The 26,209-nt window shown below is 71.2% G+C and carries 25 protein-coding genes; 13 read left to right on the forward strand and 12 right to left on the reverse strand.

The genetic code is table 11. The annotated features are described in order from the left end of the window. Positions 1-70: 70 nt before the first annotated feature. The 5 genes from purQ to BLW78_RS17115 all read right to left on the reverse strand — a co-directional run bounded on the left by purQ (position 71) and on the right by BLW78_RS17115 (position 3,558). Positions 71-751, reverse strand: a complete 681-nt coding sequence (purQ, locus tag BLW78_RS17095) for a phosphoribosylformylglycinamidine synthase subunit PurQ (protein WP_091681000.1) — start codon at positions 749-751, stop codon at positions 71-73. Next, entirely contained in the window at positions 751-990 is a 240-nt protein-coding gene (gene purS, locus BLW78_RS17100; RefSeq protein WP_091681001.1) for a phosphoribosylformylglycinamidine synthase subunit PurS, read from the reverse strand. Before purS ends, purQ begins: the two co-directional genes overlap by 1 nt. A 176-nt stretch (positions 991-1,166) precedes the next feature. Further along, complete coding sequence (locus BLW78_RS17105) at positions 1,167-1,406, reverse strand: hypothetical protein (protein WP_012321282.1); 240 nt, start codon at positions 1,404-1,406, stop codon at positions 1,167-1,169. A gap of 114 nt (positions 1,407-1,520) precedes the next feature. Then, positions 1,521-2,120 (reverse strand): ActR/PrrA/RegA family redox response regulator transcription factor, encoded by a 600-nt coding sequence (locus BLW78_RS17110; protein ID WP_012321283.1) that lies wholly within the window; start codon positions 2,118-2,120, stop codon positions 1,521-1,523. Between the two features lie 46 nt (positions 2,121-2,166). Beyond that, a complete protein-coding gene (locus BLW78_RS17115) occupies positions 2,167-3,558 on the reverse strand; it encodes an ActS/PrrB/RegB family redox-sensitive histidine kinase (RefSeq protein WP_020093985.1) in 1,392 nt (463 codons plus the stop codon). A 282-nt stretch (positions 3,559-3,840) separates the two neighbouring features. On the opposite strand from BLW78_RS17115, the gene phaZ reads away from it, so the two are divergent. The 11 genes from phaZ to BLW78_RS17170 all read left to right on the forward strand — a co-directional run bounded on the left by phaZ (position 3,841) and on the right by BLW78_RS17170 (position 16,484). Continuing rightward, the gene (phaZ, locus tag BLW78_RS17120; RefSeq protein WP_020093984.1) at positions 3,841-5,118 is read left to right on the forward strand and encodes a polyhydroxyalkanoate depolymerase; all 1,278 of its coding nucleotides are present in this window, start codon (positions 3,841-3,843) and stop codon (positions 5,116-5,118) included. Between the two features lie 479 nt (positions 5,119-5,597). Continuing rightward, entirely contained in the window at positions 5,598-7,184 is a 1,587-nt protein-coding gene (locus BLW78_RS17125) for an ABC transporter substrate-binding protein (RefSeq protein WP_091681066.1), read from the forward strand. A 266-nt stretch (positions 7,185-7,450) separates the two neighbouring features. Further along, positions 7,451-8,392, forward strand: a complete 942-nt coding sequence (locus tag BLW78_RS17130; RefSeq protein WP_020093982.1) for an ABC transporter permease — start codon at positions 7,451-7,453, stop codon at positions 8,390-8,392. Between the two features lie 59 nt (positions 8,393-8,451). Then, the gene (locus tag BLW78_RS17135) at positions 8,452-9,363 is read left to right on the forward strand and encodes an ABC transporter permease (protein ID WP_026605053.1); all 912 of its coding nucleotides are present in this window, start codon (positions 8,452-8,454) and stop codon (positions 9,361-9,363) included. Further along, positions 9,363-10,376, forward strand: a complete 1,014-nt coding sequence (locus tag BLW78_RS17140) for an ABC transporter ATP-binding protein (protein ID WP_020093980.1) — start codon at positions 9,363-9,365, stop codon at positions 10,374-10,376. Before BLW78_RS17135 ends, BLW78_RS17140 begins: the two co-directional genes overlap by 1 nt. Further along, positions 10,373-11,389 (forward strand): ABC transporter ATP-binding protein, encoded by a 1,017-nt coding sequence (locus BLW78_RS17145; protein WP_091681003.1) that lies wholly within the window; start codon positions 10,373-10,375, stop codon positions 11,387-11,389. Before BLW78_RS17140 ends, BLW78_RS17145 begins: the two co-directional genes overlap by 4 nt. 133 nt (positions 11,390-11,522) lie before the next feature. Next, positions 11,523-12,662, forward strand: a complete 1,140-nt coding sequence (locus tag BLW78_RS17150; RefSeq protein ID WP_091681005.1) for an amidohydrolase/deacetylase family metallohydrolase — start codon at positions 11,523-11,525, stop codon at positions 12,660-12,662. Positions 12,663-12,817: 155 nt separating this feature from the next. Continuing rightward, positions 12,818-13,588, forward strand: a complete 771-nt coding sequence (locus tag BLW78_RS17155; RefSeq protein WP_020093977.1) for an ABC transporter ATP-binding protein — start codon at positions 12,818-12,820, stop codon at positions 13,586-13,588. Further along, positions 13,581-14,513 carry an ABC transporter permease gene (locus BLW78_RS17160; protein ID WP_091681007.1) on the forward strand — a complete coding sequence of 311 codons (933 nt, stop codon included), beginning with the start codon at positions 13,581-13,583 and terminating at the stop codon, positions 14,511-14,513. The genes BLW78_RS17155 and BLW78_RS17160 overlap by 8 nt, the downstream gene beginning before the upstream one ends. A 286-nt stretch (positions 14,514-14,799) precedes the next feature. After that, positions 14,800-15,804 carry a YeiH family protein gene (locus tag BLW78_RS17165; protein ID WP_244526971.1) on the forward strand — a complete coding sequence of 335 codons (1,005 nt, stop codon included), beginning with the start codon at positions 14,800-14,802 and terminating at the stop codon, positions 15,802-15,804. 227 nt (positions 15,805-16,031) lie between these two features. Then, entirely contained in the window at positions 16,032-16,484 is a 453-nt protein-coding gene (locus BLW78_RS17170; RefSeq protein WP_026605051.1) for a Ros/MucR family transcriptional regulator, read from the forward strand. On the opposite strand, the gene BLW78_RS17175 is transcribed toward BLW78_RS17170, so the two are convergent. The 6 genes from BLW78_RS17175 to BLW78_RS17200 all read right to left on the reverse strand — a co-directional run bounded on the left by BLW78_RS17175 (position 16,457) and on the right by BLW78_RS17200 (position 23,681). Beyond that, a complete protein-coding gene (locus BLW78_RS17175; protein WP_091681011.1) occupies positions 16,457-16,801 on the reverse strand; it encodes a hypothetical protein in 345 nt (114 codons plus the stop codon). The two genes, BLW78_RS17170 and BLW78_RS17175, sit on opposite strands and share 28 nt — an antisense overlap. 188 nt (positions 16,802-16,989) lie before the next feature. Next, positions 16,990-18,594 (reverse strand): ABC transporter ATP-binding protein, encoded by a 1,605-nt coding sequence (locus BLW78_RS17180; RefSeq protein ID WP_091681012.1) that lies wholly within the window; start codon positions 18,592-18,594, stop codon positions 16,990-16,992. Between the two features lie 4 nt (positions 18,595-18,598). After that, positions 18,599-20,020, reverse strand: coding sequence for a M20 family metallopeptidase (locus BLW78_RS17185; protein WP_091681014.1), 1,422 nt, complete (start codon positions 20,018-20,020; stop codon positions 18,599-18,601). Between the two features lie 145 nt (positions 20,021-20,165). Further along, positions 20,166-21,101, reverse strand: coding sequence for an ABC transporter permease (locus BLW78_RS17190; protein WP_091681016.1), 936 nt, complete (start codon positions 21,099-21,101; stop codon positions 20,166-20,168). Between the two features lie 10 nt (positions 21,102-21,111). Then, positions 21,112-22,029: an ABC transporter permease gene (locus BLW78_RS17195; protein ID WP_042669601.1), complete on the reverse strand. Its 918-nt coding sequence runs from the start codon at positions 22,027-22,029 to the stop codon at positions 21,112-21,114. 119 nt (positions 22,030-22,148) lie between these two features. Then, on the reverse strand, positions 22,149-23,681 hold the full coding sequence (locus BLW78_RS17200) for an ABC transporter substrate-binding protein (protein ID WP_056533748.1): 1,533 nt from the start codon (positions 23,679-23,681) through the stop codon (positions 22,149-22,151). Positions 23,682-23,851: 170 nt separating this feature from the next. Between BLW78_RS17200 and BLW78_RS17205 the strand changes: the two genes are divergently transcribed. Both BLW78_RS17205 and BLW78_RS17210 read left to right on the forward strand, forming a co-directional pair. After that, positions 23,852-24,754 (forward strand): LysR family transcriptional regulator, encoded by a 903-nt coding sequence (locus BLW78_RS17205; RefSeq protein WP_091681017.1) that lies wholly within the window; start codon positions 23,852-23,854, stop codon positions 24,752-24,754. Next, positions 24,751-25,278, forward strand: coding sequence for a P-loop NTPase family protein (locus BLW78_RS17210; protein WP_042669604.1), 528 nt, complete (start codon positions 24,751-24,753; stop codon positions 25,276-25,278). The genes BLW78_RS17205 and BLW78_RS17210 overlap by 4 nt, the downstream gene beginning before the upstream one ends. A gap of 10 nt (positions 25,279-25,288) precedes the next feature. Here BLW78_RS17210 and BLW78_RS17215 read toward each other — a convergent pair whose 3' ends face one another. Next, a complete protein-coding gene (locus BLW78_RS17215; protein WP_091681019.1) occupies positions 25,289-26,074 on the reverse strand; it encodes a CDP-diacylglycerol diphosphatase in 786 nt (261 codons plus the stop codon). Positions 26,075-26,209 lie beyond the last annotated feature (135 nt).

A 26,209-nucleotide genomic window follows, 5' to 3' on the forward strand; every position in this document is an offset into this window, starting at 1 on the left:
GATCACTGGATGCCTGTTTATGCCTCGAAAACCTTAATGCGGAGTTAAGGTGCGTTCTCGCCCGTCGATCTCAGGCCGCCAGACTGTCGAAAAGCCCGCGCCCGTCGGTCCCGCCGACCAGATCCTCGACGAAGTTCTCCGGGTGCGGCATCATCCCGAGGACGTTCCCGGTCTCCGACAGGACGCCCGCGATGGCGTTGAGGGAGCCGTTGCGGTTCGCCTCGACGGTGATCGCCCCGGTCGCGTCGCAGTAGCGGAAGGCGACCCGGCCCTCGCCCTCGATCCGCGCCAGCGTCTCGGGATCGGCGAAGTAGTTGCCTTCGCCGTGGGCGACGCAGACGTCGATCACCTGGCCCTGAGTGTAGGCGCTGGTGAAGCGGGTGTCGGTGCGCTCCACCCGGAGCGTCTGCCGGTGGCAGATGAAGCGCCGGTCGATGTTGCGCATCAGCACGCCGGGCAGCAGGCCCGATTCGCACAGGATCTGGAAGCCGTTGCAGATACCGAGCACGAGGCCGCCGCGGGCCGCGTGGGCCCGGACCGCGTCCATGGCCGCGGCCCGGCCGGCGATGGCGCCGCAGCGCAGGTAGTCGCCGTACGAGAAGCCGCCGGGCAGGACGGCGAGGTCGGTGCCGGCGGGGAGTGCGTGGTCCGCGTGCCAGACGAGGCTCACCTGCGCGCCGGAGCGCCGCAGGGCCCGGACGACGTCCGACTCACGGTTGGAACCCGGGAAGACGACGACCGCGGCGTGCATCAGAGGATCTCGATCGCGTAGTTCTCGACGACGGTGTTGGCCAGGAGCTTCTCGCAGGCCGTGCGCAGCGTCGTCTCGGCGGCGGCGCCGTCGGCCGCCGACACCTCGATGTCGAAGACCTTGCCCTGACGGACGCCGTCGACGCCCTCGATGCCGAGGGACCTGAGGGCGGCCTCGATCGCCTTGCCCTGCGGGTCCAGCACACCGGTCTTCAGGGTGACGATGATACGGGCTTTCATGGATCTACGGGTCTCACGCGTGTCAGGACGGGGGTGTGACCTGCGACAACGTCACACAGACCGTCGCCGGTCGCTTCTAACAGGAAGGCCGGCGCACTGTCGAACACGCCGCACGCATAGGGATCATTCCGCTGCTGGATGCAACTTGAACGAAAAAGTCGCCCGTGCGCGCTCGTTCAGCGATGCGCCGCCGGAGCCGGGCCCCGCAGGGGCTCGATGCTGGTCGCCCGGCGCCAGAGCTGGAGCATGATCCAGGCCGCGAACAGGCTGAACAGCCCCATCAGGACGTGCCCGACCCGGTCGCCGAGATCGAAGATGCCCGCGATGGCCCAGCCCGCCGCGATGGCCACGGCAAACACCTCGGTGCCGACGAGGACCATCATGCTGATGATGGTGATGGCGTTGCGCCCGTTCACGAGATCCGCCCTCGAAAAGATTTCGGGCCCCGGACGAACCGTCCGGGACCCGTGCAGCTAGCCCACAGAGGCGGGGCGATGCAACCGACCGGACAGCGCCGGAGCGGTCCGGCCTCAGCGCGGCGCGCGCTTGGCCAGGATCCGCTGCAGGGTCCGCCGGTGCATGTTGAGGCGCCGGGCGGTCTCGCTGACGTTGCGGCTGCACAGCTCGTAGACGCGCTGGATGTGCTCCCAGCGGACCCGGTCGGCCGACATCGGGTTCTCGGGCGGGTCGGCCCGCTCGCCCGGCTGCGCCATCAGCGTGCCGTGGATCTCGTCGGCGTCGGCGGGCTTGGCGAGGTAGTCGAAGGCGCCGAGCTTCACCGCGGTGACCGCGGTAGCGATGTTGCCGTAGCCGGTGAGGATCACGCCGCGGGCCTCGGGCCGGCGCTCCTTGAGGCGGGCGATCACGTCGAGGCCATTGCCGTCGCCGAGGCGCATGTCGATCACCGCGAAGGCGGGCGCGCGCGCCTCGACGGCGGAGACGCCGTCCGCGACGCTGTCGGCCACCTGCACGTGGTAGCCACGGCTCTCCATGGCGCGCGCGAGCCGGGTCTGGAAGGGCTTGTCGTCGTCGACGATCAGCAGGCTGCGGTCGGAGAAAGCGGCCAGCGGATCGGCATCGTTGATCACGGCGGGGTCGGTCGCCGCCGAGGTCCCGGGCTGCGTGAGCATCCGGTACTCCTTTCGGGTTTTCGTCGTCGGGTTCTTGGTCTGTCCCTCATATAGGTACGGCATCGCCCGGTGGCAGGGGGGCGCGGATACTGAGTTCCGGAGAATGTCGCGGCGCGGCGCCGCGCTCGAAGATGTGCCGGGCCCAGGAGACGCGCACGATCGCCCCGTGGGCGTCCGGCGCCGCGACGTTCATCAGGGCGAGCTGCGCTCCCGAGCGCTCGATCAGGGTCTTGGCGATGAACAGCCCGAGGCCGAGGCCGGCCCCCACGGTGCCGCCGGATTGCGGCCGGTCGTGGCTGCGGGTGGTCACGTAGGGCTCGCCCGCCCGCAGCAGCACCTCGCTGGAGAAGCCCGGGCCGTCGTCGCGGATCTCGATCCAGACCCGGTCAGGCGTCCAGCGCCCCTCAACGGTGACGCCGGCCTCGGCGAAGTCGACGGCGTTGTCGAGGATGTTGGCGAGCCCGAACATGACGCCCGGGTTGCGCCGGCAGGCCGGCTCCGGCCCCTCGCCGGCGCTGGTGACGGCGAGGGCGGCGCCGAGTGCCCGCTGCGGCGCCACCAGCTCCTCCACGAGGTGGCTGAACGTCACCGTCTCCAAGAAGCCGGCCCCGGCCCCGTCCCCGTCGAGGGAGGTCAGCTTGCCGAGGATGCCGCGGCAGCGGTCGACCTGCTCGCGCAGCAGGTTGAGATCCTCCGCCACCGCCGGCGAGGCGGTGGGGCCGAGCTGGCGGATCAGCTCCTTGGTCACCACCATGATCGTGCCCAGCGGCGTGCCCAATTCGTGGGCAGCCGCGGCCGCGAGCCCGTCGAGCTGCGACAGGTGCTGCTCGCGGGCGAGCACCAGCTCGGTGGCGGCGAGCGCCTGGGCGAGGAGCCGGGTCTCCTCGGCGACCCGCCACGCGTAGACGCCCGTGAAGGCGGTGCCGAGCAGGATCGCGGTCCAGACGCCGGAGACGTACAGGAACGGCAGCTCGATCCGCCCGTCCGCGAACCAGGGCAGGGGCCGGTGCACCAGGGCGAGCAGCGTCGCGAGACCCACCGCCAGGAGGCCCAGCGCCAGGGTCCGCTCGGGGGGCAGGGCGGTGGCGGAGATCAGCACCGGGGCGAGGAACAGCAGCGAGAACGGGTTCTGGAGCCCGCCCGTGAGGAACAGCAGGGCCGCGAGCTGCACGATGTCGAAGGCGAGGAGCAGGGCCGCGGAATCGTCGCTGAGCCGGTAGCTCGCCGGGAAGCGGATCCGCAGGGCGAGGTTCAGCCAGGACGAGGTGGCGATCACCAGGAAGCACCAGCCGAACGGCAGCGGCAGGCCGAGGCCGAACTGCGCCCCGACGACCGCCGCGCTCTGGCCCGTGATCGCGAGCCAGCGCAGGCGGACGAAGGTGTCGAGCCGCAGGTGTCGCGCGTCGCGACCGAGGCCGCTGAGATCGGTATCGGGCATGGGCTGTAACGGGCTGTATCGGTGCGTCGCCGGACGGACCCGCCGGCGCGGCGTCCCGTGGACTCCCTTCGCATGACGCGGCGATGGGAATCCCGGCTCACCGCCCCGGACACGTCGTCGCTGGCGGACGATCGCCCGCGGACGTGGTCACAGGCAAGTCGCCGCAGCTCCGGGATGTTCCGCCCGCGTTCAGGGTGGAGCATTATCCTACCGACTCGGGTTGCAGGGGGTATGGGCCGCGCGGCTCGATGCCCGCGGCCGGAGCGAGACCGCGAGGTGACGATGCTGCTGGCCTATTCCCTGTACGAGGGCGCGCGCGCCCTGATGGCACCCGCCCGCGTCGCCGCCGACCTCACCCGCTACGGGCTGCAGATGCCGGGCAATCCCCTGGCCTACGGACCCTACGCCCGCGCGGTCAGCGCCGGCTGCGAGATGTTCGAGCGCGTCACCCGCCAGTACGGCAAGCCCGCCTTCGGCTTCACCGAGACGGTGGTGGACGGCGCGGCGGTCCCGGTCACCGAGCGGGTGGTCTGGGAGCGGCCGTTCTGCCGCCTGATCGCCTTCGACCGCGCGTTCCCGGCGGCCCCCGCGGAGCCGCAGCCCAAGCTGCTGATCGTCGCGCCGATGTCGGGGCACTACGCCACGCTGCTGCGCGGCACCGTCGAGGCGATGCTGCCGAACCATCGCGTGTTCATCACCGACTGGACCGACGCCCGGATGGTGCCGCTCTTCGCGGGCCAGTTCGATCTCGACGACTACATCGACTACCTGCAGGAGATGTTCGCGGTCCTCGGGCCGGACCTGCACGTCATGGCGGTGTGCCAGCCGGCGGTGCCGGTCTTCGCCGCGGTGGCGCTGATGGAGGCGGCCGACGAGCCGGCGGTGCCGACCTCCATGACCTTGATGGGCGGCCCGATCGACACCCGCCGCTCGCCCACCGCGGTGAACTGCCTCGCGCAGGAGCGTGGCCAGAAGTGGTTCGAGCAGAACACGATCAGCCTCGTGCCGCCGATCTACCCGGGCGCCTGGCGCCGGGTCTATCCGGGCTTCCTGCAGCTGTCGGGCTTCATGGCGATGAACCTCGACCGCCACGTCACCGCCCATTCGGATATGTTCGACCATCTGGTGACGGGCGACGGCGACTCGGCCGAGAAGCACCGCGAGTTCTACGACGAGTACCTCGCCGTGATGGACCTGACGGCCGAGTACTACCTCCAGACCGTGCAGACCGTGTTCGTCGACCACGCCCTGCCGACGGGACAGATGACGCACCGCGGCACGCCGGTCGATCTCGGCGCCATCCGCCGCTGCGCGATCCTGGCGGTCGAGGGCGAGAACGACGACATCTCCGGCGTCGGCCAGACCAAGGCGGCCCTCGACCTGACGCCGAACCTTCCGGAAGCGCGCAAGGCCTACCACCTCCAGGCCGGCGTCGGCCATTACGGGGTGTTCAACGGCTCGCGCTACCGGTCGGTGATCGCCCCCCGCATCGCGGCCTTCATCCGCGCCATGCAGGCGGTTCCGGGCGCGCGGGGCGGCCACCTGCGGCAGGTGGGCTGAGGCGTCCATTCCGGTGCCCGCCGCCCCGGCTGGCCCGCCTCCGCGGCGGGCTCGCGGACTCACACAGCGCAGGCCGAAGGGCGAGGGGATCTCCGGCCTCACGCTCGATCCCGAGCGGCGAAACGCTGTGCGATCCCGTTTCCGATCGATGAAGTCGGCATAGCCGTCATCGCTGCGCTCGCGATGACGGTGCGGGACATGTCGACCGAGACGCCGCGCGCTCCGCGTTCCTGAATACATAACGCAGTGACGGCCGGGCTGGCGCGGGCCTTGCGAGACGCGGCCCGTGAGTTCGAGCCGCACCCACACAGCCCCTCTCCATGCCGCCGTCGCCCCAAGGCCGGCGGCGATGCGGACGCGCGCCCGGACGTCGTTGTCACCACGGGCCATTGCGCCCGCGCATCAGAACCGTTCAAACTCGCCCGCAAGGTGCGGGCCGGCGACCGATGCTTGAGATCCGCACCGCCAGGGAGAAGACGATGGACCGCAGGACCTTTCTCAAGGGTTCGGCTGCGCTCGGTTTGGCTGCGCCGCAGCTCGCGCGGCCGGCCCTGGCGCAGGGGGGCAAGGTCCTGCGCTTCGTGCCGCAGGCGAACCTCGCGAATTTCGACCCGATCTGGGGGACCCAGTACGTGGTGCGCAACGCCGGCACCCTCGTCTGGGACATGCTCTACGGCGTCGACGCGCAGCTGAAGCCACAGCGCCAGATGGTCGAGTCCGAGGAGGTCTCGGGCGACAAGCTCACCTGGACCTTCCGGCTGCGCCCCGGCCTGAAGTGGCACGACGGCGAGCCGGTTCTCGCCAAGGACGTGGTGGCGAGCCTCACCCGCTGGATGGCCCGGGACCCGATCGGCCTGATGATCCGCGGCATCCAGGACGACCTCGCGGCGACCGACGACAGGACCTTCCAGTGGCGCCTGAAGAAGCCGTTCCCGAAGCTGCTCTACGCGCTCGGCAAGACCAACGCGCCGATGGCGCTGATGATGCCGGAGCGGATCGCCAAGACCGACCCGTTCACGCAGATCACCGAGTATGTCGGCTCGGGCCCGATGAAGTTCGTCCGCAACGAGTGGGTGCCGGGTGCCCGGGCGGTGTTCGAGACCTTCACCGACTACAAGCCCCGCGACGAGCCGAATTCCTGGCTCGCGGGCGGCAAGCGCATGCTGGTCGACCGTGTCGAGTGGGTGATCATGCCGGACGCCGCCACCGCGTCGGCGGCCCTGCAGAACGGTGAGGTCGACTGGTGGGAGAACCCGATCTCCGACCTCGTGCCGCTGCTGCGCAAGAACAGCAACCTCAACGTCGACATCGCCGACCCGCTCGGCAATGTCGGGTCGTTCCGGATGAACCACCTGCACCCGCCCTTCGACAACCCGAAGATCCGCCAGGCGGTCATGACCGCGATGAGCCAGGAGGATTACATGCGGGCGATCGTCGGCGACGACGACAGCCTGTGGAAGACGCTGCCGGGCTTCTTCACGCCGGGGACGCCCCTCTACAGCGAGGCGGGCGGCGGCAATGTCGGCAAGGGCGACATCAAGCTCGGCCAGAAGCTGCTCAAGGAGGCCGGCTACAAGGGCGAGCCGGTGGTCTGCATCGTGGCCCAGGACCAGGGGATCACCAAGGCGCAGGGCGACATCACCGCCGACCTCCTGAAGAAGATGGGCTTCAACGTCGACTTCGTCGCCACCGATTGGGGCACCACCGGCACCCGCCGGGCCTCCAAGGCGCCGCCGTCTCAGGGCGGCTGGAACATGTTCCACACCTGGCACGCGGGCGCCGACTGCATCAATCCGGCGGGCTACCCGGCGGTGCGGGCGAGTGGCGACAAGGCGTGGTTCGGCTGGCCGAACATCCCGCCGGTGGAGACCGCCATCGCCGAGTGGTTCGACGCCGCCGACCCGGCCGCCGAGAAGGCCGCCATCGACAAGGTCAACGCCGCCGCCTGCGAGGGCGTGGTCTACGTGCCCACCGGGTTCTTCCTCGGCTACCAGGCGTGGCGCAAGAACGTCTCGGGCATCGTGAAGGGGCCGATCCCCTTCACCTGGGGCGTGTCGAAGGCGTGATGGCGCCCGCTCTCGCCACGTCGGGTTGCCCGACCCGCCCGGTCTCTCGGGCGGGCTCCCGGCTTCGGATACCGCGCTCGGCAACGCGGTCGCGGGACCGGGCGCGGGTCCCCTCTCCTGTCTCTCTCCCGCACGGGAGCGGGGGCGCGTCGCGCTCCGCCGCCGGCGTTCGCGCCCGACCCGGACGCGTGAAGGTCGGCACCCGCGAGGGGGGCAGGGGCGGCCGCACCCGCCGCGCCCTCCCGCCCACAGCCTAGCGAGGCCCCATGCTCGGCTATATCGGCAGGCGCATCCTCGCCACCATCCCGGTCATGGCGGTGGTCGGGCTGTTCGTCTTCAGCCTCCTCTACTTCGCCCCGGGCGACCCGGCGGCGATCATCGCGGGCGACCAGGCGACCCCCGACGACGTCGCCCGCATCCGCGCCACGCTCGGCCTCGACCGGCCGTTCCTGGTGCGGTTCTGGGAATGGTCCTGGCAGATCCTCCACGGGGATCTCGGCACCTCGATCTTCACCAACCTGCCGGTCACCACCATGATCGGCCAGCGGGTGCAGCCCACCGTCTCGCTGATGCTCGTCACCCTGGTCTTCGCCATCGTGGTGGCGGTGCCGCTGGGCGTCGTCGCCGCCTGGAAGGCCGGCAGCCTGATCGACCGCCTCGTGATGGGGCTCGCCGTGACGGGCTTCTCGGTGCCGGTCTTCGTGGTCGGCTACATCCTGGCCTACGTCTTCGCCCTCGAGCTCGGCTGGCTGCCCGTGCAGGGCTACACGCCGATCGAGCAGGGCGTGTGGCCCTGGCTGTCCAACCTGATCCTGCCGGCGGTGACGCTCGGTCTCGTCTACATCGCGCTGATCGCCCGGGTGACCCGCGCGACCATGCTCGACGTGCTCCAGCAGGATTACGTGCGCACGGCCCGGGCCAAGGGGCTGTCGCAGGGGCCGGTCCTGTTCGTCCACGCCCTCAAGAACGCCGCGGTGCCGATCGTCACCGTGATCGGCATCGGCATCGCGTTGCTGATCGGCGGTGCGGTGGTGACCGAGACGGTCTTCGCGATCCCCGGCCTCGGGCGCCTCACCGTCGACGCGATCCTGCGCCGCGACTACCCGGTCATCCAGGGCGTCGTGCTGCTGTTCAGCTTCGTCTACGTGCTCGTGAACCTCGCCATCGACCTCTTCTACACCGTGCTCGACCCGAGGATCCGCTATTGACCGCGACCGTCGCGCCCTTCCCCAGCAGCGCCCCGCAGGCGGGCGCCCCGCCCGAGGGGATCACCCCCAAGGCGCCCCCGCCGCCGGGCCTCGCCGTCGCGGCGCCGCTGCCCGACGTCATCCCGGCCCGCAAGCGCCGGGGCCGGGTCTGGACCTATGTGCGCCGCAACCCGACCATCGTGGTCGGCGGCGTGCTGCTCCTCATCGTCTTCCTGATGGCGGTGCTGGCCCCCTATCTCGGCACCGTCGACCCGACCGCCCTGGCGCCCGCCAAGCGCACCCGGGCCCCGTCGGCGCAGTACTGGTTCGGCACCGACATGCTCGGCCGCGACGTCTACTCGCGGGTGGTCTACGGCGCCCGGGTCTCGCTGCTGGTCGGCTTCTCGGTGGCGTTCCTCGCCTCGGTCGCGGGGCTCGCGGTCGGCCTCGTCTCCGGTATGGTGCGCTGGCTCGACGGGATCGTCATGCGGGTCGTCGACGGCATGATGTCGATCCCGCCGATCCTGCTCGCGGTCGCGCTGATGGCGCTCACCCGCGGCTCGGTCCAGAACGTGATCATCGCGATCACCATCGCGGAGATCCCGCGCGTCGCCCGCCTCGTGCGCGGCGTGGTGCTGTCGCTGCGCGAGCAGCCCTACGTCGAGGCGGCGGTCACCACCGGCACCCGGATGCCGGCGATCATCTGGCGCCACATCCTGCCCAACACGCTGGCGCCCATGACCGTGCAGGCGACCTACATCTGCGCCTCCGCGATGATCACCGAGGCGATCCTGTCGTTCATCGGCGCGGGCGTGCCGCCCTCGACGCCCTCCTGGGGCAACATCATGGCCGAGGGCCGGGCCCTCTGGCAGGTGAAGTTCTACATCATCCTGTTCCCGGCCATCTTCCTCTCGATGACGGTGCTCGCCGTGAACCTCGTCGGCGACGGCCTGCGCGACGCCCTCGACCCCCGCATGGCGAAAGACGTCTGATGAGGACCGGCAGCATGAGCGGCACCCCCCTCCTGTCGATCGAGAACCTGCAGGTCCATTTCCGCACCCCCGACGGGGTGAACCGGGCGGTGGACGGGGTCTCGTTCGCGATCCAGTCGGGCGAGACCCTGGCGATCGTGGGCGAGTCCGGCTGCGGCAAGTCGGTGACCTCGATGTCGATCCTGCGGCTCCTGCCCGAGCCGCCGGCCCGCATCGCCGGCGCCATCAAGTTCGAGGGCAAGAACCTCCTCGACCTGCCGAACAGCGCCATGCGCAAGATCCGCGGCAACGACATCAGCGTGATCTTCCAGGAGCCGATGACCTCGCTGAACCCGGTGCTGACGGTCGGCCGCCAGATCGGCGAGACCCTGCGGCTGCACCAGGGGCTCGGCCGCCGGGAGGCCGAGGAGCGGGCCGTGGAGATGCTGACGCTGGTCGGCATCCCCGAGCCGCGGCGCCGGGTGCGGGAATACCCGCACCAGCTCTCCGGCGGCATGCGCCAGCGGGTAATGATCGCCATCGCGCTCGCCTGCTCGCCGAAGCTCCTGATCGCCGACGAGCCGACCACGGCGCTGGACGTGACCATCCAGGCCCAGATCCTCGACCTGATGCGCGACCTGAAGGCCCGGGTCGGGGCCGCGATCATGCTGATCACCCACGATCTCGGCGTGGTGGCCGAGGTCGCCGACCGGGTGGTGGTGATGTATGCCGGCCGCAAGGTCGAGGAGGCGCCGGTCCGCGAGCTGTTCCGGTCGCCGCGCCACCCCTACACCCGCGGCCTGATGGGGGCGGTGCCGAAGCTCGGCGCCGTCGAGCACGGGGCCGACGCGCGGCTCGCCGAGATCCCCGGCATGGTCCCGAGCCTCAAAGGTCGGATCGAGGGCTGCGTCTTCGCCGGGCGCTGCCCGGACGTGACCGACCTGTGCCGCGCCTACGCGCCGGCCCTGGAGCCCAAGGCGCCGGGCCACCTCGCCGCCTGCCACTACGCGCCGAAGGACGCCCTCGCGGCATGAGCGCCACGCCCGCACCCGCCGCCCGCACCCTGCTGGAGGTCAACGACCTCAAGAAGCACTTCGCCCTCGGCGGCGGCCTGTTCGGCCAGTCCAAGCGCGTGCTCAAGGCGGTGGACGGCCTGTCCTTCACGGTGGCCCGGGGCGAGACCCTCTCGCTCGTCGGCGAGTCCGGCTGCGGCAAGTCCACCGTCGCCAAGGCGCTGATGCGCCTCTACGCGCCCACCGCCGGCCAGGTGGTGCTCGACGGGCGCCGCATCGACGACCTCTCGGCCGGAGCGCTCCGGCCTCTGCGGCGCCACATCCAGATGGTGTTCCAGGACCCGTTCTCGTCGCTCAACCCGCGGATGCGGGTGCGGGCGATCCTGGCCGAGCCGATCCGCAATTTCGGGCTGGCCCGCAACGCCGCCGACCTCGAATCCCGCCTCGCCAGCCTGATGGAGCGGGTTGGCCTGCCGCGCGAGGCGCTGGGGCGCTTCCCGCACGAGTTCTCCGGCGGGCAGCGCCAGCGCATCGGCATCGCCCGGGCGCTCGCCGCCGAGCCGGACCTGATCATCTGCGACGAGGCGGTCTCGGCCCTCGACGTCTCGGTGAAGGCGCAGATCGTCAACCTGCTGCGCGACCTGCAGCGCGAGCTCGACCTCGCGATGCTGTTCATCTCGCACGACCTCGCCATCGTCGAGCACATGACCCACCGGGTGGCGGTGATGTATCTCGGCAAGATCGTCGAGATCGGGCCGCGCCGCGATCTCTTTCTCGCGCCCAAGCACCCCTACACGCAGGCGCTGCTCTCGGCGGTGCCGATCCCCGAGCCCGGGGCCGGGCGCACCCGCATCGTGCTCAAGGGCGACGTGCCGAGCCCGATCAACCCGCCCTCCGGCTGCCGCTTCCACACCCGCTGCCCGCACGCCTTCGACCGCTGCCGGACCGAGGTGCCGGGCCTCGACGCGGTCGGCGCCGGCCATCTCGCCGCCTGCCATCTCAACGACACGGCCGCCCCCGCCCGGGCGGCCTGACGGCGCCGTCCTCGCGAGCGCAGCGAAGCGACCCAGGGCAGCGCGCGATCCCCGAGCGTGGCGGATCCCTGGGTCGCTTCGCTGCGCTCGCGAGGACGGGTCGGATTCCCGCGAACCACATCCGGAGTCTCTCGTGCAGCACGACCTCATCCTGAAGGGCGCCCGGGTCATCGACCCGTCGCAGAACCACGACGGGATCTGCGACGTCGCCTTCGCGGACGGCCGCGTCTCGGGCTTCGGCCGCGACCTGCCGGCGGGCCCCGGCACGCAGGTCCGCGACATGGCCGGCGCGATCGTCACGCCGGGCCTGATCGACCTGCACACCCACGTCTACTGGGGCGGCACCTCGCTCGGCATCGACGCCGACGAGTTCTGCCGGACCTCAGGAGTGACCACCTCGGTCGATACCGGCAGCGCCGGGCCGGGCAACTTCGCGGGCTTCCGCAGCCACGTGATCGAGCGGTCCGAGGCGCGGATCCTCGCATACCTGCACGTCTCCTTCGCGGGGATCTTCGGCTTCTCGAAGACCATCATGGTCGGCGAGAGCGAGGACCCGCGGCTCATGGCGCCCCGGGAGGCGGTCGAGGTCGCCGAGGCCAACCGGGACGTGATCGTCGGCATCAAGGTCCGGGTCGGGCGCCACGCCTCGGGCGACCAGGGCACCGCGCCCCTCGACATCGCCCTGCAGGTCGCCGAGGAGACCGGCCTGCCGCTGATGGCCCATATCGACGAGCCGCCGCCGAGCTACGAGCAGGTGCTGGCCATGCTGCGGCCCGGCGACGTGCTGACCCACGCATTCCGGCCGTTCCCGAACTCGCCCATCACGGCCCAGGGCGCCGTGAAGCCGGCGCTCCGCGAGGCGCGGGCGCGGGGCGTGATCTTCGACATCGGCCACGGCAAGGGCTCGTTCGCCTTCAGGACGGCGCGGGCGATGCTGGCGGGCGGCTTCCTGCCCGACACGATCTCGTCGGACGTGCACCAGCTCTGCATCGAGGGGCCGGCCTTCGACCAGGTCACCACCATGTCGAAGATGCTCTGCCTCGGCATGAGCCTCACCGACGTGATCGCCGCCTCCACGGTGAACGCCGCCGTGGCGCTGAAGCGGATGGAGTACGGGACCCTGAAGGTCGGGGCGCTCGGCGACGCCACCGTGCTGGCGGTGCGGGACGGCGCGTTCGACTACGTCGACACCCGGGGCGAGCACATGACGGGCGCCCAGCGGATCACCGCGGAGGGCGTGGTGCTGAAGGGCCGGTGGTGGCACCCGGCCTGACCGGTCGGGCCTGACGATCGGGACGAAGATCCCATCGCATACAAAATATCGACCTTTACAGCCTCTTCCGCGGGCCGATACACTTTCCCGTGAGGGGCGGACCATCTCCGGCCCTCAGCGAAACGCGGTTCAAACCGCGGCGCCAGGGAGGATGGATGGACACGGGTCAGCCTCTGCTGGAGGTCGACGGCGTCACGCTCCGCTACAAGACGCCCGAGCACCTCGTCACGGCCACCTACCGGGTGAGCTTCCGGGTCTGGCCCGGGGACCGCTTCGTCCTGCTCGGGCCGTCCGGATGCGGGAAGTCGACCCTGCTCAAGGCGGTGGGCGGCTACATGGCGCCGACCGAGGGCGAGATTCGCCTGAAGGGGCGCCCGGTCACCGAGCCCGGCCCCGACCGGATGATGGTGTTCCAGGAATTCGACCAGCTCCTGCCGTGGAAGACGGTCCGGCAGAACGTGGTCTTCGCCCTCGAGGCCTCGGGCCGGCTGAGAGGCCGCGAGGCCCTGGACCGGGCCAACCTCTACATCGACAAGGTCAACCTCACGAAATTCGCCGACAGCTACCCCCACACCCTGTCGGGCGGCATGAAGCAGCGCGTCGCCATCGCCCGCGGCATGGCGATGGAGCCCGACATCCTGCTGATGGACGAGCCCTTCGCGGCGCTCGACGCGCTGACCCGGCGGCGCATGCAGGACGAGCTGCTGGCCCTGTGGGAGGGCACGCGCTTCACCGTGCTGTTCGTCACCCACTCGATCCCCGAGGCGATCAAGGTCGGCTCGCGCATCCTGCTGCTCTCGCCCCATCCCGGCGAGGTGAAGGCCGAGCTCAACAGCGCCGCGTCGCCGGAGGCGGCGCTGCAGCTCGAGGGCCGGATCCAGCACATGCTGTTCTCGGAAGAGATCCAGGAGGCGGAGAATGTCTAGCGCGCAAGCCCTGAGCGGCGCCCCGCTGGCCGGGACGGGCGCGGCGCCGCGCCTCGCGCCCCTGCCGCCGTCCGGCCGGCCCGAGATCGTGCGCGAGACCGGCCACGCCCACGGTGCCGCGGTGGTCGAGAAGCCGCTGTCGGTCGCCGAGCGCCTCTACAACCAGGCCTGGCTGCGCAAGATCGTGATCCTCGTGCTCCTCGCCGGGATCTGGGAGGCCTACGGGCGCTACCTCGACAACGACCTCCTGTTCCCGACCTTCTCGGCGACCGTGGAGGCCTTCTTCCGGGGCGTCGCGGACGGCACGCTGCCGGCCCGGGCCTGGAGCTCGCTGAAGGTGCTGCTCATGGGCTACGCCGCCGGCGTCGCCCTGGCGACCGTGCTGACCGGCGTCGCCATCGCGTCGCGGATCGGGACCGACCTGCTCGAGACGCTGACGTCGATGTTCAACCCGCTGCCGGCGATCGCGCTGCTGCCCCTGGCGCTAATCTGGTTCGGCCTGGGCAACGGCAGCCTGATCTTCGTGCTGGTCCACTCGGTGACCTGGGCGATCGCGCTGAACACCCATTCGGGCTTCCTGTCGGTGAGCCGGACGCTGAAGATGGTCGGACGCAATTACGGGCTGTCGGGTCCGCGGCTGATCGGCAAGATCCTGATCCCGGCGGCGTTTCCCTCGATCCTCACCGGCCTGAAGGTCGGCTGGGCCTTCGCGTGGCGCACCCTGATCGCCGCCGAGCTGGTCTTCGGGGTGTCGTCCGGGGCGGGCGGCCTCGGCTGGTTCATCTTCGAGAACAAGAACATGCTCGACATCCCGAACGTGTTCGCCGGGCTGCTCACCGTGATCCTGATCGGTCTCGTGGTCGAGAACCTGATCTTCCAGACGATCGAGCGGCGCACTGTCCAGCGCTGGGGCATGCAGGCCTGAGCGGGCCGGGGCGTGGCACCGGACCCGTCGCCGCCGGGGGCGGCACGGGTTCCGGCAGCACCCCGCCCGCCGCCGGTTCCGCCGTCCGGTCAGATGTTACTTCTCGCATTCCGCTTGAATAGAGATTGAACTTCTCTGTTGCGCGGGTGCGGCGAACGTTTTCTTCCTATAGGCTCCGCCGGCGACCCCGGAGCCTCGTCTCGTGAGCCCTGAAGCCTCGTCCAAGACAGCCCCGACATCGCCGCTCCCCGACCGGGGCGGCCGGTCGGGCACGGCCGCCTCGGTCCTGCCGGGAATCGGCCTGTGCGCGGCCATCACCGCGGTGGCGATGGCCGCGCAGGCGGTGGAGGAGCGTCTCGCCGGCCACCCCTATATCGAGGCCCTGGTCCTGGCGATCCTGATCGGCATCGCGGTGCGGACCGCCTGGACGCCCCCGGCGCAGTTCCGCACCGGCATCGCCTTCTCGGCCAAGCAGCTCCTCGAGGTCGCCGTGGTGCTGCTCGGCGCCTCCCTGAGCCTCGGGGCGATCCTCGCCTCCGGCCCGGCGCTGCTGGCCGGCATCGTCGGGACCGTGGTGCTCGGCATCGCCGCCAGCGTGGCGATCTGCCGGGCGCTCGGGCTGCCGGCCCGGATGGCGATCCTGGTGGCCTGCGGCAACGCCATCTGCGGCAACTCGGCCATCGCGGCGGTCGCGCCCGTGATCGGCGCGGAGGCGAAGGACATCGCCGCCGCCATCGCGTTCACCGCCGTCCTCGGCGTGCTGATGGTGCTCGGGCTGCCGCTGTTCGTGCCCCTCGCGGGCATGACCGACAACCAGTACGGGGTGCTGGCGGGGCTCACCGTCTACGCGGTGCCGCAGGTCCTGGCCGCGACCGTCCCGGTGAGCCTGCTGTCGACCCAAGTCGGCACCCTGGTCAAGCTGGTGCGGGTGCTGATGCTCGGCCCGGTCGTGGTGGTGTTCTCGCTGATCGCTCCGCGTCTGCCGCAGGCAGCGGGGGCGCCGCCGGCGCCGTCCCGTCCGGGCTTCACCAAGCTGGTGCCCTGGTTCATCCTCGGCTTCCTGGCGCTGGCCACCCTGCGCTCCCTGGGCCTCGTCCCGGACCCGGCGGTGAAGCCGCTGACCCAGCTCGCCGGCGTGCTCACGGTCCTGTCCATGGCCGCCCTCGGCCTCGGGGTCGACGTCCGGGTCCTGGCCCGGGTCGGCGGCCGGGTCACCCTCGCGGTCACCGCCTCCCTGGCGGTCCTGATCGCCCTCAGCCTGACGCTGATCCGCGCCCTCGGGATCGGGTGACGCCGCGCGCGGTCTTTCCCGCCGCGCGGGCTCCCGACCCGTGTAACAGGCATTCCATCGGCACCTTTGTGCAGGTGACCGGAGCCTTTCGCGCCGGCGATCCGGCCCATCCGCACCGAAAAGCGCTTCGGGTGATCATCCCTCAGTCAAGACCGTCTTGACACATACGCGGTTTTTGCTTTGGAACCGCAGGCATCGTCGTCGAAAGCTTCGTGTGGACTCGCGCAGTGCCTGAAAAGAATCCCGAGAACAGCCTCAGGTTGGTCACGCTGGTGGGCGAGATCGTCGCCGCCTACGTCTCGAACAATTCCGTTCCGCCGACGGCCCTGCCCGAGCTGATGGCGAGCGTGCACGCGGCCCTGGCATCCCTCGACGGGCAGGCGCCGGCGGCCGCGGTCGAGCCGGCCGTGGAGCGGCCGACGCCGGCCCAGATCCGCAAGTCGGTCCAGGAGGACGGGATCGTCAGCTTCATCGACGGCCGGACCTACAAGACCCTGAAGCGCCACCTCACCGCCCACGGCCTGACGCCGGAGCGGTACCGCGAGCGCTACGGTCTGCCGGACGATTACCCGATGACGGCGCCGGGCTACGCCGCGCAGCGCTCCGCGCTGGCGAAGGCGATCGGCCTCGGCGTGCCCGGCGGGCGCGTCGATCAGCGCAGGACGGGCACCGGCGGCTGATCGGCGGCGCGGCGCGGGGCCGCGCGCGGCGCGGTCTCGCTCCTCCGCCCCAGGAACGGCAGCACCTGCGCGGGGGCCGGCTCGGATCGGCCGGGCTCGGCGCGGCCCGGGCGGCCGAACGTGTCGGCCCAGCTCAATTTGATCACCCGGTTGTCCGCAGCCGCGGGCTCCTCCGCGGGGCGCGGCGCCTTGCGGTTCGCGGCGCCGATCCAGCGCACGATCCGGTGCTCGCGCCCGCGGCGGAGCACCGGCGGCAGATTCGTCTCGCTGCGCTTGCGGTTCGGCCTGATGTCGTCGGTCTTGTCTGAGATCGACACGCTCGATAACCCTGTCCCCGTGCGAGGTGCGGGCGGGGACGGATAGCGGGTGCAGCCGTGGATCCGCCGGGGTGCTCCACCCTCGACAACGGCGCTATCCTACTGAACTTGCAGGATCCGGACAGGGCGGTCCCGTCCAAAAAACTTGTCTCTGCGTCCCAGATTGGCCCGTCCGGGGCCGGAACGGCTCAGGAGGCGCGCGCGCCCGGCACCGCGGCGAGCAGGGTGCGGGTGTAGGCGTGCTCCGGCGCGGCGAACAGGTCCGCGGTGCCCCGCATCTCCACGATGGCGCCGCGGTGCATCACGGCGATCCGGTCGCAGATCGTGGCGGCCACCCGCAGATCGTGGGTGATGAACAGCATCGCCAGCGACAATCTCTGCTTCAGGTCCTCCAGCAGGTCCAGCACCTGCCGCTGGACCGAGACGTCCAGCGCCGAGACCGCCTCGTCGGCCACCAGCACGTCCGGCTCCATCGCGAGCGCTCGGGCGATGCCGATGCGCTGGCGCTGCCCGCCCGAGAAGGCGTTGGGGTAGCGGGCGGCGGCCTTCGGATCGAGACCGACGAGGTCGAGGAGGCTGCGCGCCCGCTCCCGGGCCTCGGCGGCCGGGACCCCGTGGGCGATCGGGCCCGCCGTGATGATCTGCTCCACGGTGCGCCGCGGGTTCAGCGACGCGAACGGGTCCTGGAAGATCATCTGGATCCGGCTGCGCTTGTCGCGCAGGTCGCCGCTCTTGAGCGCCGTGTAGTCGAGTCCGCCCAGCCGCACCGTGCCGCCGTCGGGCTCGATCAGCCGGATCGCGAGCCGCGCCGTGGTCGACTTGCCGGAGCCGGATTCACCGACGATCCCCAGGGTCTCGCCGCGGCGGACGTCGAACGAGACCTCCTTGACGGCCGCGACGACCCGCGGCTTGCCGAACAGGCCGGAGCGCCCGGAATAGGTCTTGGACAACCGGTTCACGGAGAGCGCGACCGGGGCCGCCTCCAGAGGCGGGCGCGGCGGCGGCGTCAGGCTCGGGACGGCGGCGAGCAGCGCCTTGGTGTAGGGCGCCTGCGGATTGCGCAGCACGGCCTCGGCGGTGCCGGATTCGACCAGCCGTCCGCGCTGGAGCACCGCCACGTGGTCGGCGATCTCCGCCACCACGCCGAAATCGTGGGTGATGAACAGGACGCTCATCCCGCGCTTCCGCTGCAGGTCGCGGATCAGCCGGAGGATCTGGGCCTGGGTGGTGACGTCCAGCGCCGTGGTCGGCTCGTCGGCGACCAGCACCGAGGGCTCCAGCGCCAGCGCCATGGCGATCATCGCTCGCTGCCGCTGGCCGCCGGAGAGCTGGTGCGGGTAGGCCCGCACCGCCTCCTCGGGGTTGGGAAGCCCGACCTCGGTGGCGAGCGCCTCCGCCCGGGCCCAGCGCTCGCTACGGGTGAGCAGGTTGTGCGCCTCGAACATCTCGGCGATCTGGTCGCCGATCCGCATCACCGGGTTTAGGGCCGTCATCGGCTCCTGGAACACCATGGCGATGCGCCGGCCCCGCAGCGACCGCCACGCGGGCTCGTCGAGGGTCAGGAGATCCCGGCCCTCGAACAGGATCGTGCCGGCCGTCGGTTTCAGGGCCCGGGGCAGGAGGCCGGTCAGCGCGTAGGCGCTCATCGACTTGCCCGAGCCCGATTCCCCGACGACGCACAGGATCTTCCCGGCCTCGAGGTCGAGGTTCAGGCCCTCGACCGCGTGCGGGCGGTCGGCGCCCTTGGGGAGCGCGATCGTCAGATCGCGGATGCGGACGACCGGCTCGCTCATCGTGTCAGGCCCTCGCTGTGCGGCGGCGGAGGATGTCGGGTCCGGCCTCGGCCAGATCCCAGAACAGGCCGGCCATGATCGCCAGGCCCTCGCGGGTGCCGGAGGCGAGCATGTGCTCGTCGGGCCCGTGCTGGCGGCAGGCCGGGTAGGAATGCGGTACCCAGAGGGTCGGCAGGCCCAGAATCTCCGAGAAGGCGTCGTTCGGCAGCGAGCCGCCGAGATTGGGCAGCAGCGCCGGCTTTTTTCCGCTGCTCGCCTCGATCGACTGGAGCGCCCACTCGACCCAGGGATCCTCCACGGGCAGCCGCGTCGCCTGGAAGACTTCCGCGGCGCGGGCCGGCCGGACCTCGATCATCGGGAAGCCGTGCGCGTCGAGATGGGCGCGCACGTTCCGGATGAGGTTCTGCCAGTCGGTGCCGACCACGAAGCGCAACTGCAGGGTCGCCTTGGCGTGGGGCGGCACGGCGTTGAGCGGCCCGTCCGGGTCGCCGGTCTTGAAGGCCAGCACCTCCAGCGTGTTCCAGGCGAAGACCCGCTCGGCCGGGGTGAGGCCCGGCTCGCCCCAGTCGGTGTCGATCGTGGGCGCGGTCGGATCCTCGCCGACCCGGATGTCGGCGAGCGCCGCGCGCACGCCCTCGGGGATCGGCGGCGGCCGCAGGGCCTCGACCAGGATGGCGCCCCTTGCGTCGACCATCGAGGCGATCGCCGAGGCCAGCACGGTGCCGGGGTTGCGCAGCAGCCCGCCCCAGTTGCCGGAATGGTGCGGGCCTTCCCGCAGGTTCAGGCTCAGCTCGAAATTGTAGGCGCCGCGGGAGCCGAGGAAGAGGGTCGGGCGCTCGCCGTTGAGGCGGGGGCCGTCCGAGGCGATCAGCACGTCGGACCGGAGGGCCTCGGCTTGCTCGCGGCAGAACGGCCGCAGGCCCGGGGAGCCCGATTCCTCGCCCATCTCGATCAGCAGCTTCACGTTGAAGCCGAGACGGCCCTCGCGGGCCGCGATCACCTGCTCCAGGGCGGCGAGGTTGAGGACGTGCTGGCCCTTGTTGTCGGCGGTGCCGCGCCCGTACCAGCGGTCGCCCTCGACCACGATCTCCCAGGGGCCGAGGCCCTCGCGCCACTGCTCGGGATAGCCCCGCACCGTGTCGCCGTGGCCGTAGATCAGCACGGTCGGCAGGTCCGCGCCCTCGCGCCGCTCGGCGATCAGGAACGGGCCGTGCACCCCGTCGGGGTTGGGGAAGATCTTCGGGGTCTCGAAGCCGAGGCGGGCGACCAGCGGCGCGATGAAGGCGTCGAGATAGGCGCGGAGCGCCGCCTCCTGGCCGGGGGCCTGGCTCTCGGTCGGCATCGCCACCGCCTCCCGCAAGAGGGCGAGGAACGCGCCCGAATCGAAGCTGTCAGTGGCGCGCGCGATGGCGGCGTCTCGCGTCATGGTGTGATCCCGGAGGAGGGTGTCTGAGAGGGATTGGCGGCCCCACCCGTCATCGCGAGCGCAGCGAAGCGACCCAGAGAGGCGCGACCGCGGCAAGCGTGGCGCCGCTGGGTTGCTTCGCTCCGCTCGCAAAGACGGCGGCGCATCAGTTGCGCGCCTCGGGGGCGGTGATGTCGCGCAGGCCATCACCTAAGAGATTGATCGCCAGCACGAGGAGGAGGAGCGCCACGCCCGGGATGGTGATCACCCAGGGCTGGAAGAACATGTACTGCTTGCCCTCGGCGATCATCAGGCCCCAGGAGGGCAGGGGCGGCTGGACGCCGAGCCCGAGGAACGACAGGGCGGCCTCCAGCAGGATCGCGTGGGCCATCTCCAGGGTCGCCACGACGATCAGCGCGTTCATGATGTTGGGCAGGATCTCCTGGCGGATGATGCGCAGGTCGGTCAGCCCTGCGGCGCGGGCGGCCGAGATGAAATCCTGGTTGCGGATCTGCTGGGTCGCGGCCCGGGTCACCACGGCGAATCGGTCCCAGAGCAGGAAGCCCAGCACCAGCACCACCACCTTCAGGGAGCCGCCGACCAGCGCCGCCATGGCGAGCGCCACCAGCACCACCGGCATGGCAAGCCGCGTGGTCACGACGTAGCTCACCACCGAGTCGACCCAGCCGCCGAAATAGCCGGCGCAGAGTCCCAGCGTCGTGCCGATCAGCCCGGAGATCAGCGCCGCCGAGATCCCGATCAGGAGGGAGATCTGGCCGCCGTAGAGCAGGCGGCTGAGGTAGTCGCGGCCGAGTTTGTCGGTGCCGAGCACGTGGTCCCAGGTCCCCTTGGCCTGCCAGATCGGCGGGATCAGGCGGCGGGATACGTCCTGCGCGTAGGGGTCGTGCGGCGCGATGAGCGGGGCGGCGAGCGCCGCCAGCACGATCAGCCCGAGGATCCCGGCGCCGATCAGGAAGCCGGTGTGGCGCAGGCCCCGCCGCAGGATCAGGCGGGTCGGGGAGGGGACCGGCGCGAGCGCGACCGGCGCGTCCGGGGGCAGGGCGGGGGCGGCGAGCGCCGCCGTGTCGGGGGGAAGGCTCATCGGCGGATCCTCACGACTGGCGCAGGCGCGGGTCGAGGAAGGCGTTCAGCAGGTCGGCAGCGAGCGTCAGGCCGATATAGATCATGGCCAGCACCAGCACGATCGCCTGGACAACGGGGAAGTCGTTGCGGGCGATCGATTCCCAGGCGAGCTGGCCGAGGCCCTGGAGCGAGAACACCGCCTCGATCACGATCGAGCCGCCGAGCATGAAGCCGAACTGCACCGCCGAGAGGGCGATGACCGGGATCACGGCGTTGCGCAGCGCGTGCCGTACCAGGATCTTGCGCGGCGGCAGCCCCTTGGCGCGGGCGGTGCGGACGTAGTCGGAGGCCAGCACCTCCAGCATGCCGTTGCGGGTGAGCCGCATCACCGCCGGCATCGCGTAGTAGCCGAGCGCCACTGCGGGCAGGACGAAGTTCTTCCAGGTGGCGTTGCCCGAGACCGGCAGCCAGCGGAGGTTGACGGAGAAGATCAGGATCAGCGTCAGGCCGAACCAGAAGCTCGGCATCGCCTGGCCCAGCACCGAGACGGCGAGCGCCGTCCGGTCGATCCACGTGTCCCGCTTCACGGCGGCGACGACGCCGAGGGGAATGGCCACGAACAGCGCCACGGCCAGCGCGATGATGCCGAGATAGAGGGTGATCGGCAGGCGGGCGGCCAGCAGGTCGATCACGCTCTCACGGAAATAGAAGGAGTTGCCGAAGTCGAGGTGCAGCGCCCGCCAGCCCCAGGTGAGGAACTGGGTCAGCAGCGGCTGGTCCAGGCCGTAATCCTGGCGGATCTGGGCGATCTGCGGCCCGGTGGCCTCAGGGCCGGCGATGGCCGTGGCGAGGTCGCCCGAGAGATGGAGGAGCAGGAAGCTCGCCACCGAGACCGTGAAGGCCACCGCCAGGGCGACCAGCACGCGCCGGAACGTGAAGGCCAGCATGGCTCAGGCTCCCTTTCGGCGATGCGGACCGGATCGGCTGCCGCCTTCGGAACCCGGCCGGATCGCGGGTGCCCTCTCCCGCACGGGAGAGGGGGCGCGGCGCGCTACGGCCACCGCCGTCACTTCCACGACGCCGCGTAGAAGCGCGCCACCTCGTCGGGCTGGGCGGTGAAGTTGAGGTCCGACGTGAAGGCGTAGTTGGTCGAGTAGGAGAACATCGGCAGCGCGTAGGCCTGCGCGGCGATCCGCTGGAGCGCCTTGGCGTAGGCGGCCTTGCGCTTCTCGGGATCCATGGAGCTGTCGCCCTCCTGCAGGTCGGCGATCACCTGCGGATCCTTAGTCAGGTCCTCCTCGCCGCCGCGGAAATACACACCGTCGAAGGCCGAGACGTCGAGCACCGAGAACGACCCCCAGGTCTGGTAGCCGATCGAGGTCTTGCCGGCCCGCAGCGCGTCGCGGAACGCCGCGTAGCGCAGGTAGTTGAGCCGCGCCTTGATGCCGACGGCGCCGAGATAGCCGATCACCGCCTCGGCGTAGTCGCGCTCGCGATAGGCGCCGAGGTCGATCTCGAACCCGTTCGGGTAGCCGGCTTCCTTGAGCAGCGCCTTGGCCTTGGCGGGGTCGTAGGGGTAGCGCATCACCCCCTGGTCGGTGCAGCCGAACTGGTCGACGAAGCACAGCGCGTTCATCACCCGCGAGGCGCCGCGCACGAGGTTGTCGACCATCGCCTTGCGGTCGATGGCGTAGGAGATCGCCTGCCGGACGCGCACGTCCTTGAGCGGCGAGTTCTCCTTCGCCCGGCCCAGCGTGTCGAACTGCAGGAACCCGACCCGCATCGTCTCGGAATTGAGGACCGTGATGTTGGGCGCGGCGCGCAACTGCTCGGCTTGGTCGCTCGGCACCCGCCAGATCCAGTCGACGCCGCCGGTCATCAGCTCGGCCATCCGGCTCTCGCCGTCCGGGATGACGCGGAACTGCAGCTTGCCGATCTTCGGCTTACCCAGAGGGCTCTCGGCCCAGTACTTGTCGAACCGCTCCATGGAGACGCCGCGGCCGCTGTCGACCTTGGTGATCCGGTACGGGCCGCTGCCGACCGGCGCCTTGGCGAAACCGTCGAGGCCGACCTTCTTGAAGTAGTTGGCCGGGAAGATCGGGGTCGGGCCGGCGAGGTATTCCAGCGCCGCCGGGAACGGGGCCTTCAGGTGGATGCGCACGCTGTGCGGGCCGGTCACCTCCACCGACTTCATCCAGTCGACGTTCTGGCGGGTGACCGTGCGCGCTTCGGGGGTCAGCACGTAGTTGAACGTGAAGGCCACGTCCTCCGGCCCGAGCGGGTCGCCGTTGTGGAAGACCACGCCCTCGCGGATCGTGAGGTCGAGGGTTGTGTCGTCCGCCCATTTCCAGGCGGTCGCCAGGAACGGCTTGTAGGTGCCGTCCTTGGGATCCCGGTACAGCAGCGTGTCCCAGCAGTTCCGGGCCAGGATCACGCCCTCGCGGGCGCTGTTGTGGTACGGGCTGACGTTCTCGGGCTCGCTGTCCGACGCGTAGACCAATGTGTCGTTGGCCTTGCCGGCCAGCGCCGGGTGGGCAGCGATCAGGGTCGCGAACGAGGCGGCCAGGGTGGCGGCTCGGGTGAGGGTCCGTAGCGGCATGCAGGCTCCGACGGCGCGGCGGACAGGCCCGGCGGACGGTTCCGCGGCTGCCGCGTTTTTCACCCTGCCATGGTGTTGTGCATCTGGGATCGCAACAAGTAGAATTTAGCGAGTGCTGCGTTGCCGTATCGGCAATGTGCACCGCACCATACGGCGCATCGAGCACGATAATGCAGAGTACGGGCCTGCGCTACTTCCTGGCTGTGGCCCGCACCGGGTCGATCGCGGCCGCCTCGTCCCAGCTCAACGTCGCGGCCTCGGCGATCAGCCGGCAGATCGCCAATCTGGAGGCCGAGCTCGACTGCGTGCTGTTCGAGCGCCGCCCGCGCGGCATGGTGCCGAGCCCGGCCGGTGAGCTGCTGGCGCAGCACGCCCATCAGGTGCTGATCCGCTCCGAGCAGGTGGTCACCCAGATCCGGGAGCTGGAAGGGCTCGCCCGCGGGCTGATCCGGGTCGCCTGCTCGGAGGGCTTCTCCCTCGACATCGTGCCGAACGCCATCGCGGCCTTCCACGCGGCCCATCCCGGCATCCGCTTCGAGGTCACGGTCCAGCCCCCGGCCCAGGTCACCCAGACGGTGTCGGTGGGGGATGCCGATCTCGGGATCACCTTCACGCTGACACCCACCGCGCAGGTCGAGGTGCTCTACGACGGGCAGGTCGACATGCTGGCGCTGGCCGCGCCCGACCATCCCCTCGCGCGGGCGCCGGCCCTGCGCCTCGTCGACCTGCTGGAGTATCCCGTCGCCCTGCCGACCCGGGACACGACCCTGCGGCAGGTCTTCGACGCCGCCTGCGCGCACGAGGGCATCGCGGTGGAGCCGGTGCTGACCTCCAACACGCTCTCGGCGCTGCTGCCCTTCGTGCGGCGCTCCCGCGGCATCGCCCTGATGTCGGCGCTGTCGGTGCAGACGCCCCTGCGGCTCAACGAGCTTGTCAGCCTGCCGATCCAGTCCCGGACGAGCCTCGCCCGGAGCGTGAAGATCCAGGCGATGCGCGACCGGCGGCTGCCGAAGGCGGTGCGGGCATTCCTGCGCCAGCTGCTCGACGCGCTGCCACCGCCGCGCTCGCCGTGACCCTCGACGCGCTCGGCCCGCGGCTCTGCATCCTGGGGCCGTCGAACAGCGGTAAGTCCACCCTGGCGGTCGCCATCGCGCGGGCGCGCGGCCTGCCGCCGGTCCACCTCGACCGGCTGTACCACCAGCCGGGCACCGACTGGGATCCGCGGCCCTTCGCGGAGTTCCAGGCCCTGCACGACGCGGCGATCCGCGAGCCGCGCTGGGTCATGGACGGCACCTATGCCCGGTGCCTGCCGCAGCGTCTGGAGCGGGCGACGGGCGTGATCCTTCTCGACGTCCCGACCGCCACCGGCCTGATCCGCTACCTGCGCCGGTCGTGGTTCGTGCGCGACCGGCTCGGCGCCCTCGACGGCGGCCGGGACAGCGTGAAATGGGCGATGATCTACCACATCGCCGTCACCGAGCGCGGGAACCGGGCGCGCGACGCGGCCCTGTTCGACCGCGTCGCCCTGCCCAAGATCCGGCTCGCCGCGGGGGCCGGCCTGGCCGGCTTCTACCGCGCGGAGGGACTGAGCCGGTGACCGGGCCCGCTCAAGCGCCGCCGCGGGACGCAGCGACGGTGCAGCTGTGGTCCATCACGTCCTCGGCGCTGGCGCTCGGCGCCCGGTAGGCCAGCAGGATGTAGCCCGGCTCGGGATCGCCCGGGGGCGTGGCGAGCGCCGCGAAGCTCGTCCGGTGCAGGTCCGGCCGGGCGCCCGGCAGGGTGTGCAGGGCCGCGAACGGGTTGAACTGCGCGGCCTCCGCCTCCGGCACGCGCAGGGCGTAGTACCGGTCGCCGGCCAGCGGCACCGGGAAGCGGCTCCAGGTGTGGCGCACCTGCCGGCCGTGCGCTCGGATCGCCTTGAGCACGCTCGGCTTCAGGCAGTCGAGGTGGATGTGGAGCTGGTCCTGGCTGCGGCCCCGGGCCGAGTTGACCGCGAGCCCGACCTCCGCGGGGGTGAGCCTCCCCTTCAGCACGTCCGACACGAGCGGCCGCGCCGCCAGGGCCGCCCGCCAGTAGGCGGCACCGCGCGGTCCCCGCAGGACCGGCGCCTCCAGGCCCGGCACGGTGTCGGTGGGCATGACGACGCTGTGGGTCGGCTCGCCGGGCGCGCGCAGGACCGCCGAGCCGGGACGGTCACCGTCCCCGAGATCGACCGACAGGCACGGGAAGGTCCGGTTGGCGAGCCGCTTGGCGAGGACGCAGGTCTTCAGGGCGGCCCACAGCACGTCGCGGCTCGGGTCCGGCGCGGCGGCGGCCGGTGCCGCGGCGGCCGCCAGGGCCGCGACGGCCGAGAGGGCCGCGACGAGGAGGGCGGCGGGCGGCGTGCGGCGCATGGGGGCTCCCGGTGAGGCCGGCGCGTCCGGCCCGGCCTCACCGCGATAGCCGATCCGGGGCCGTGCCGGCAAAGGATCCGCGAGCCCTGACGCCGTGCCGGGAAACCCGCTATGCCGGCGGTCGCCGAGTCCCCG

Origin of the sequence: Methylobacterium sp. 275MFSha3.1, assembly GCF_900108435.1 — a bacterium.
Taxonomy (GTDB): Bacteria; Pseudomonadota; Alphaproteobacteria; order Rhizobiales; family Beijerinckiaceae; genus Methylobacterium.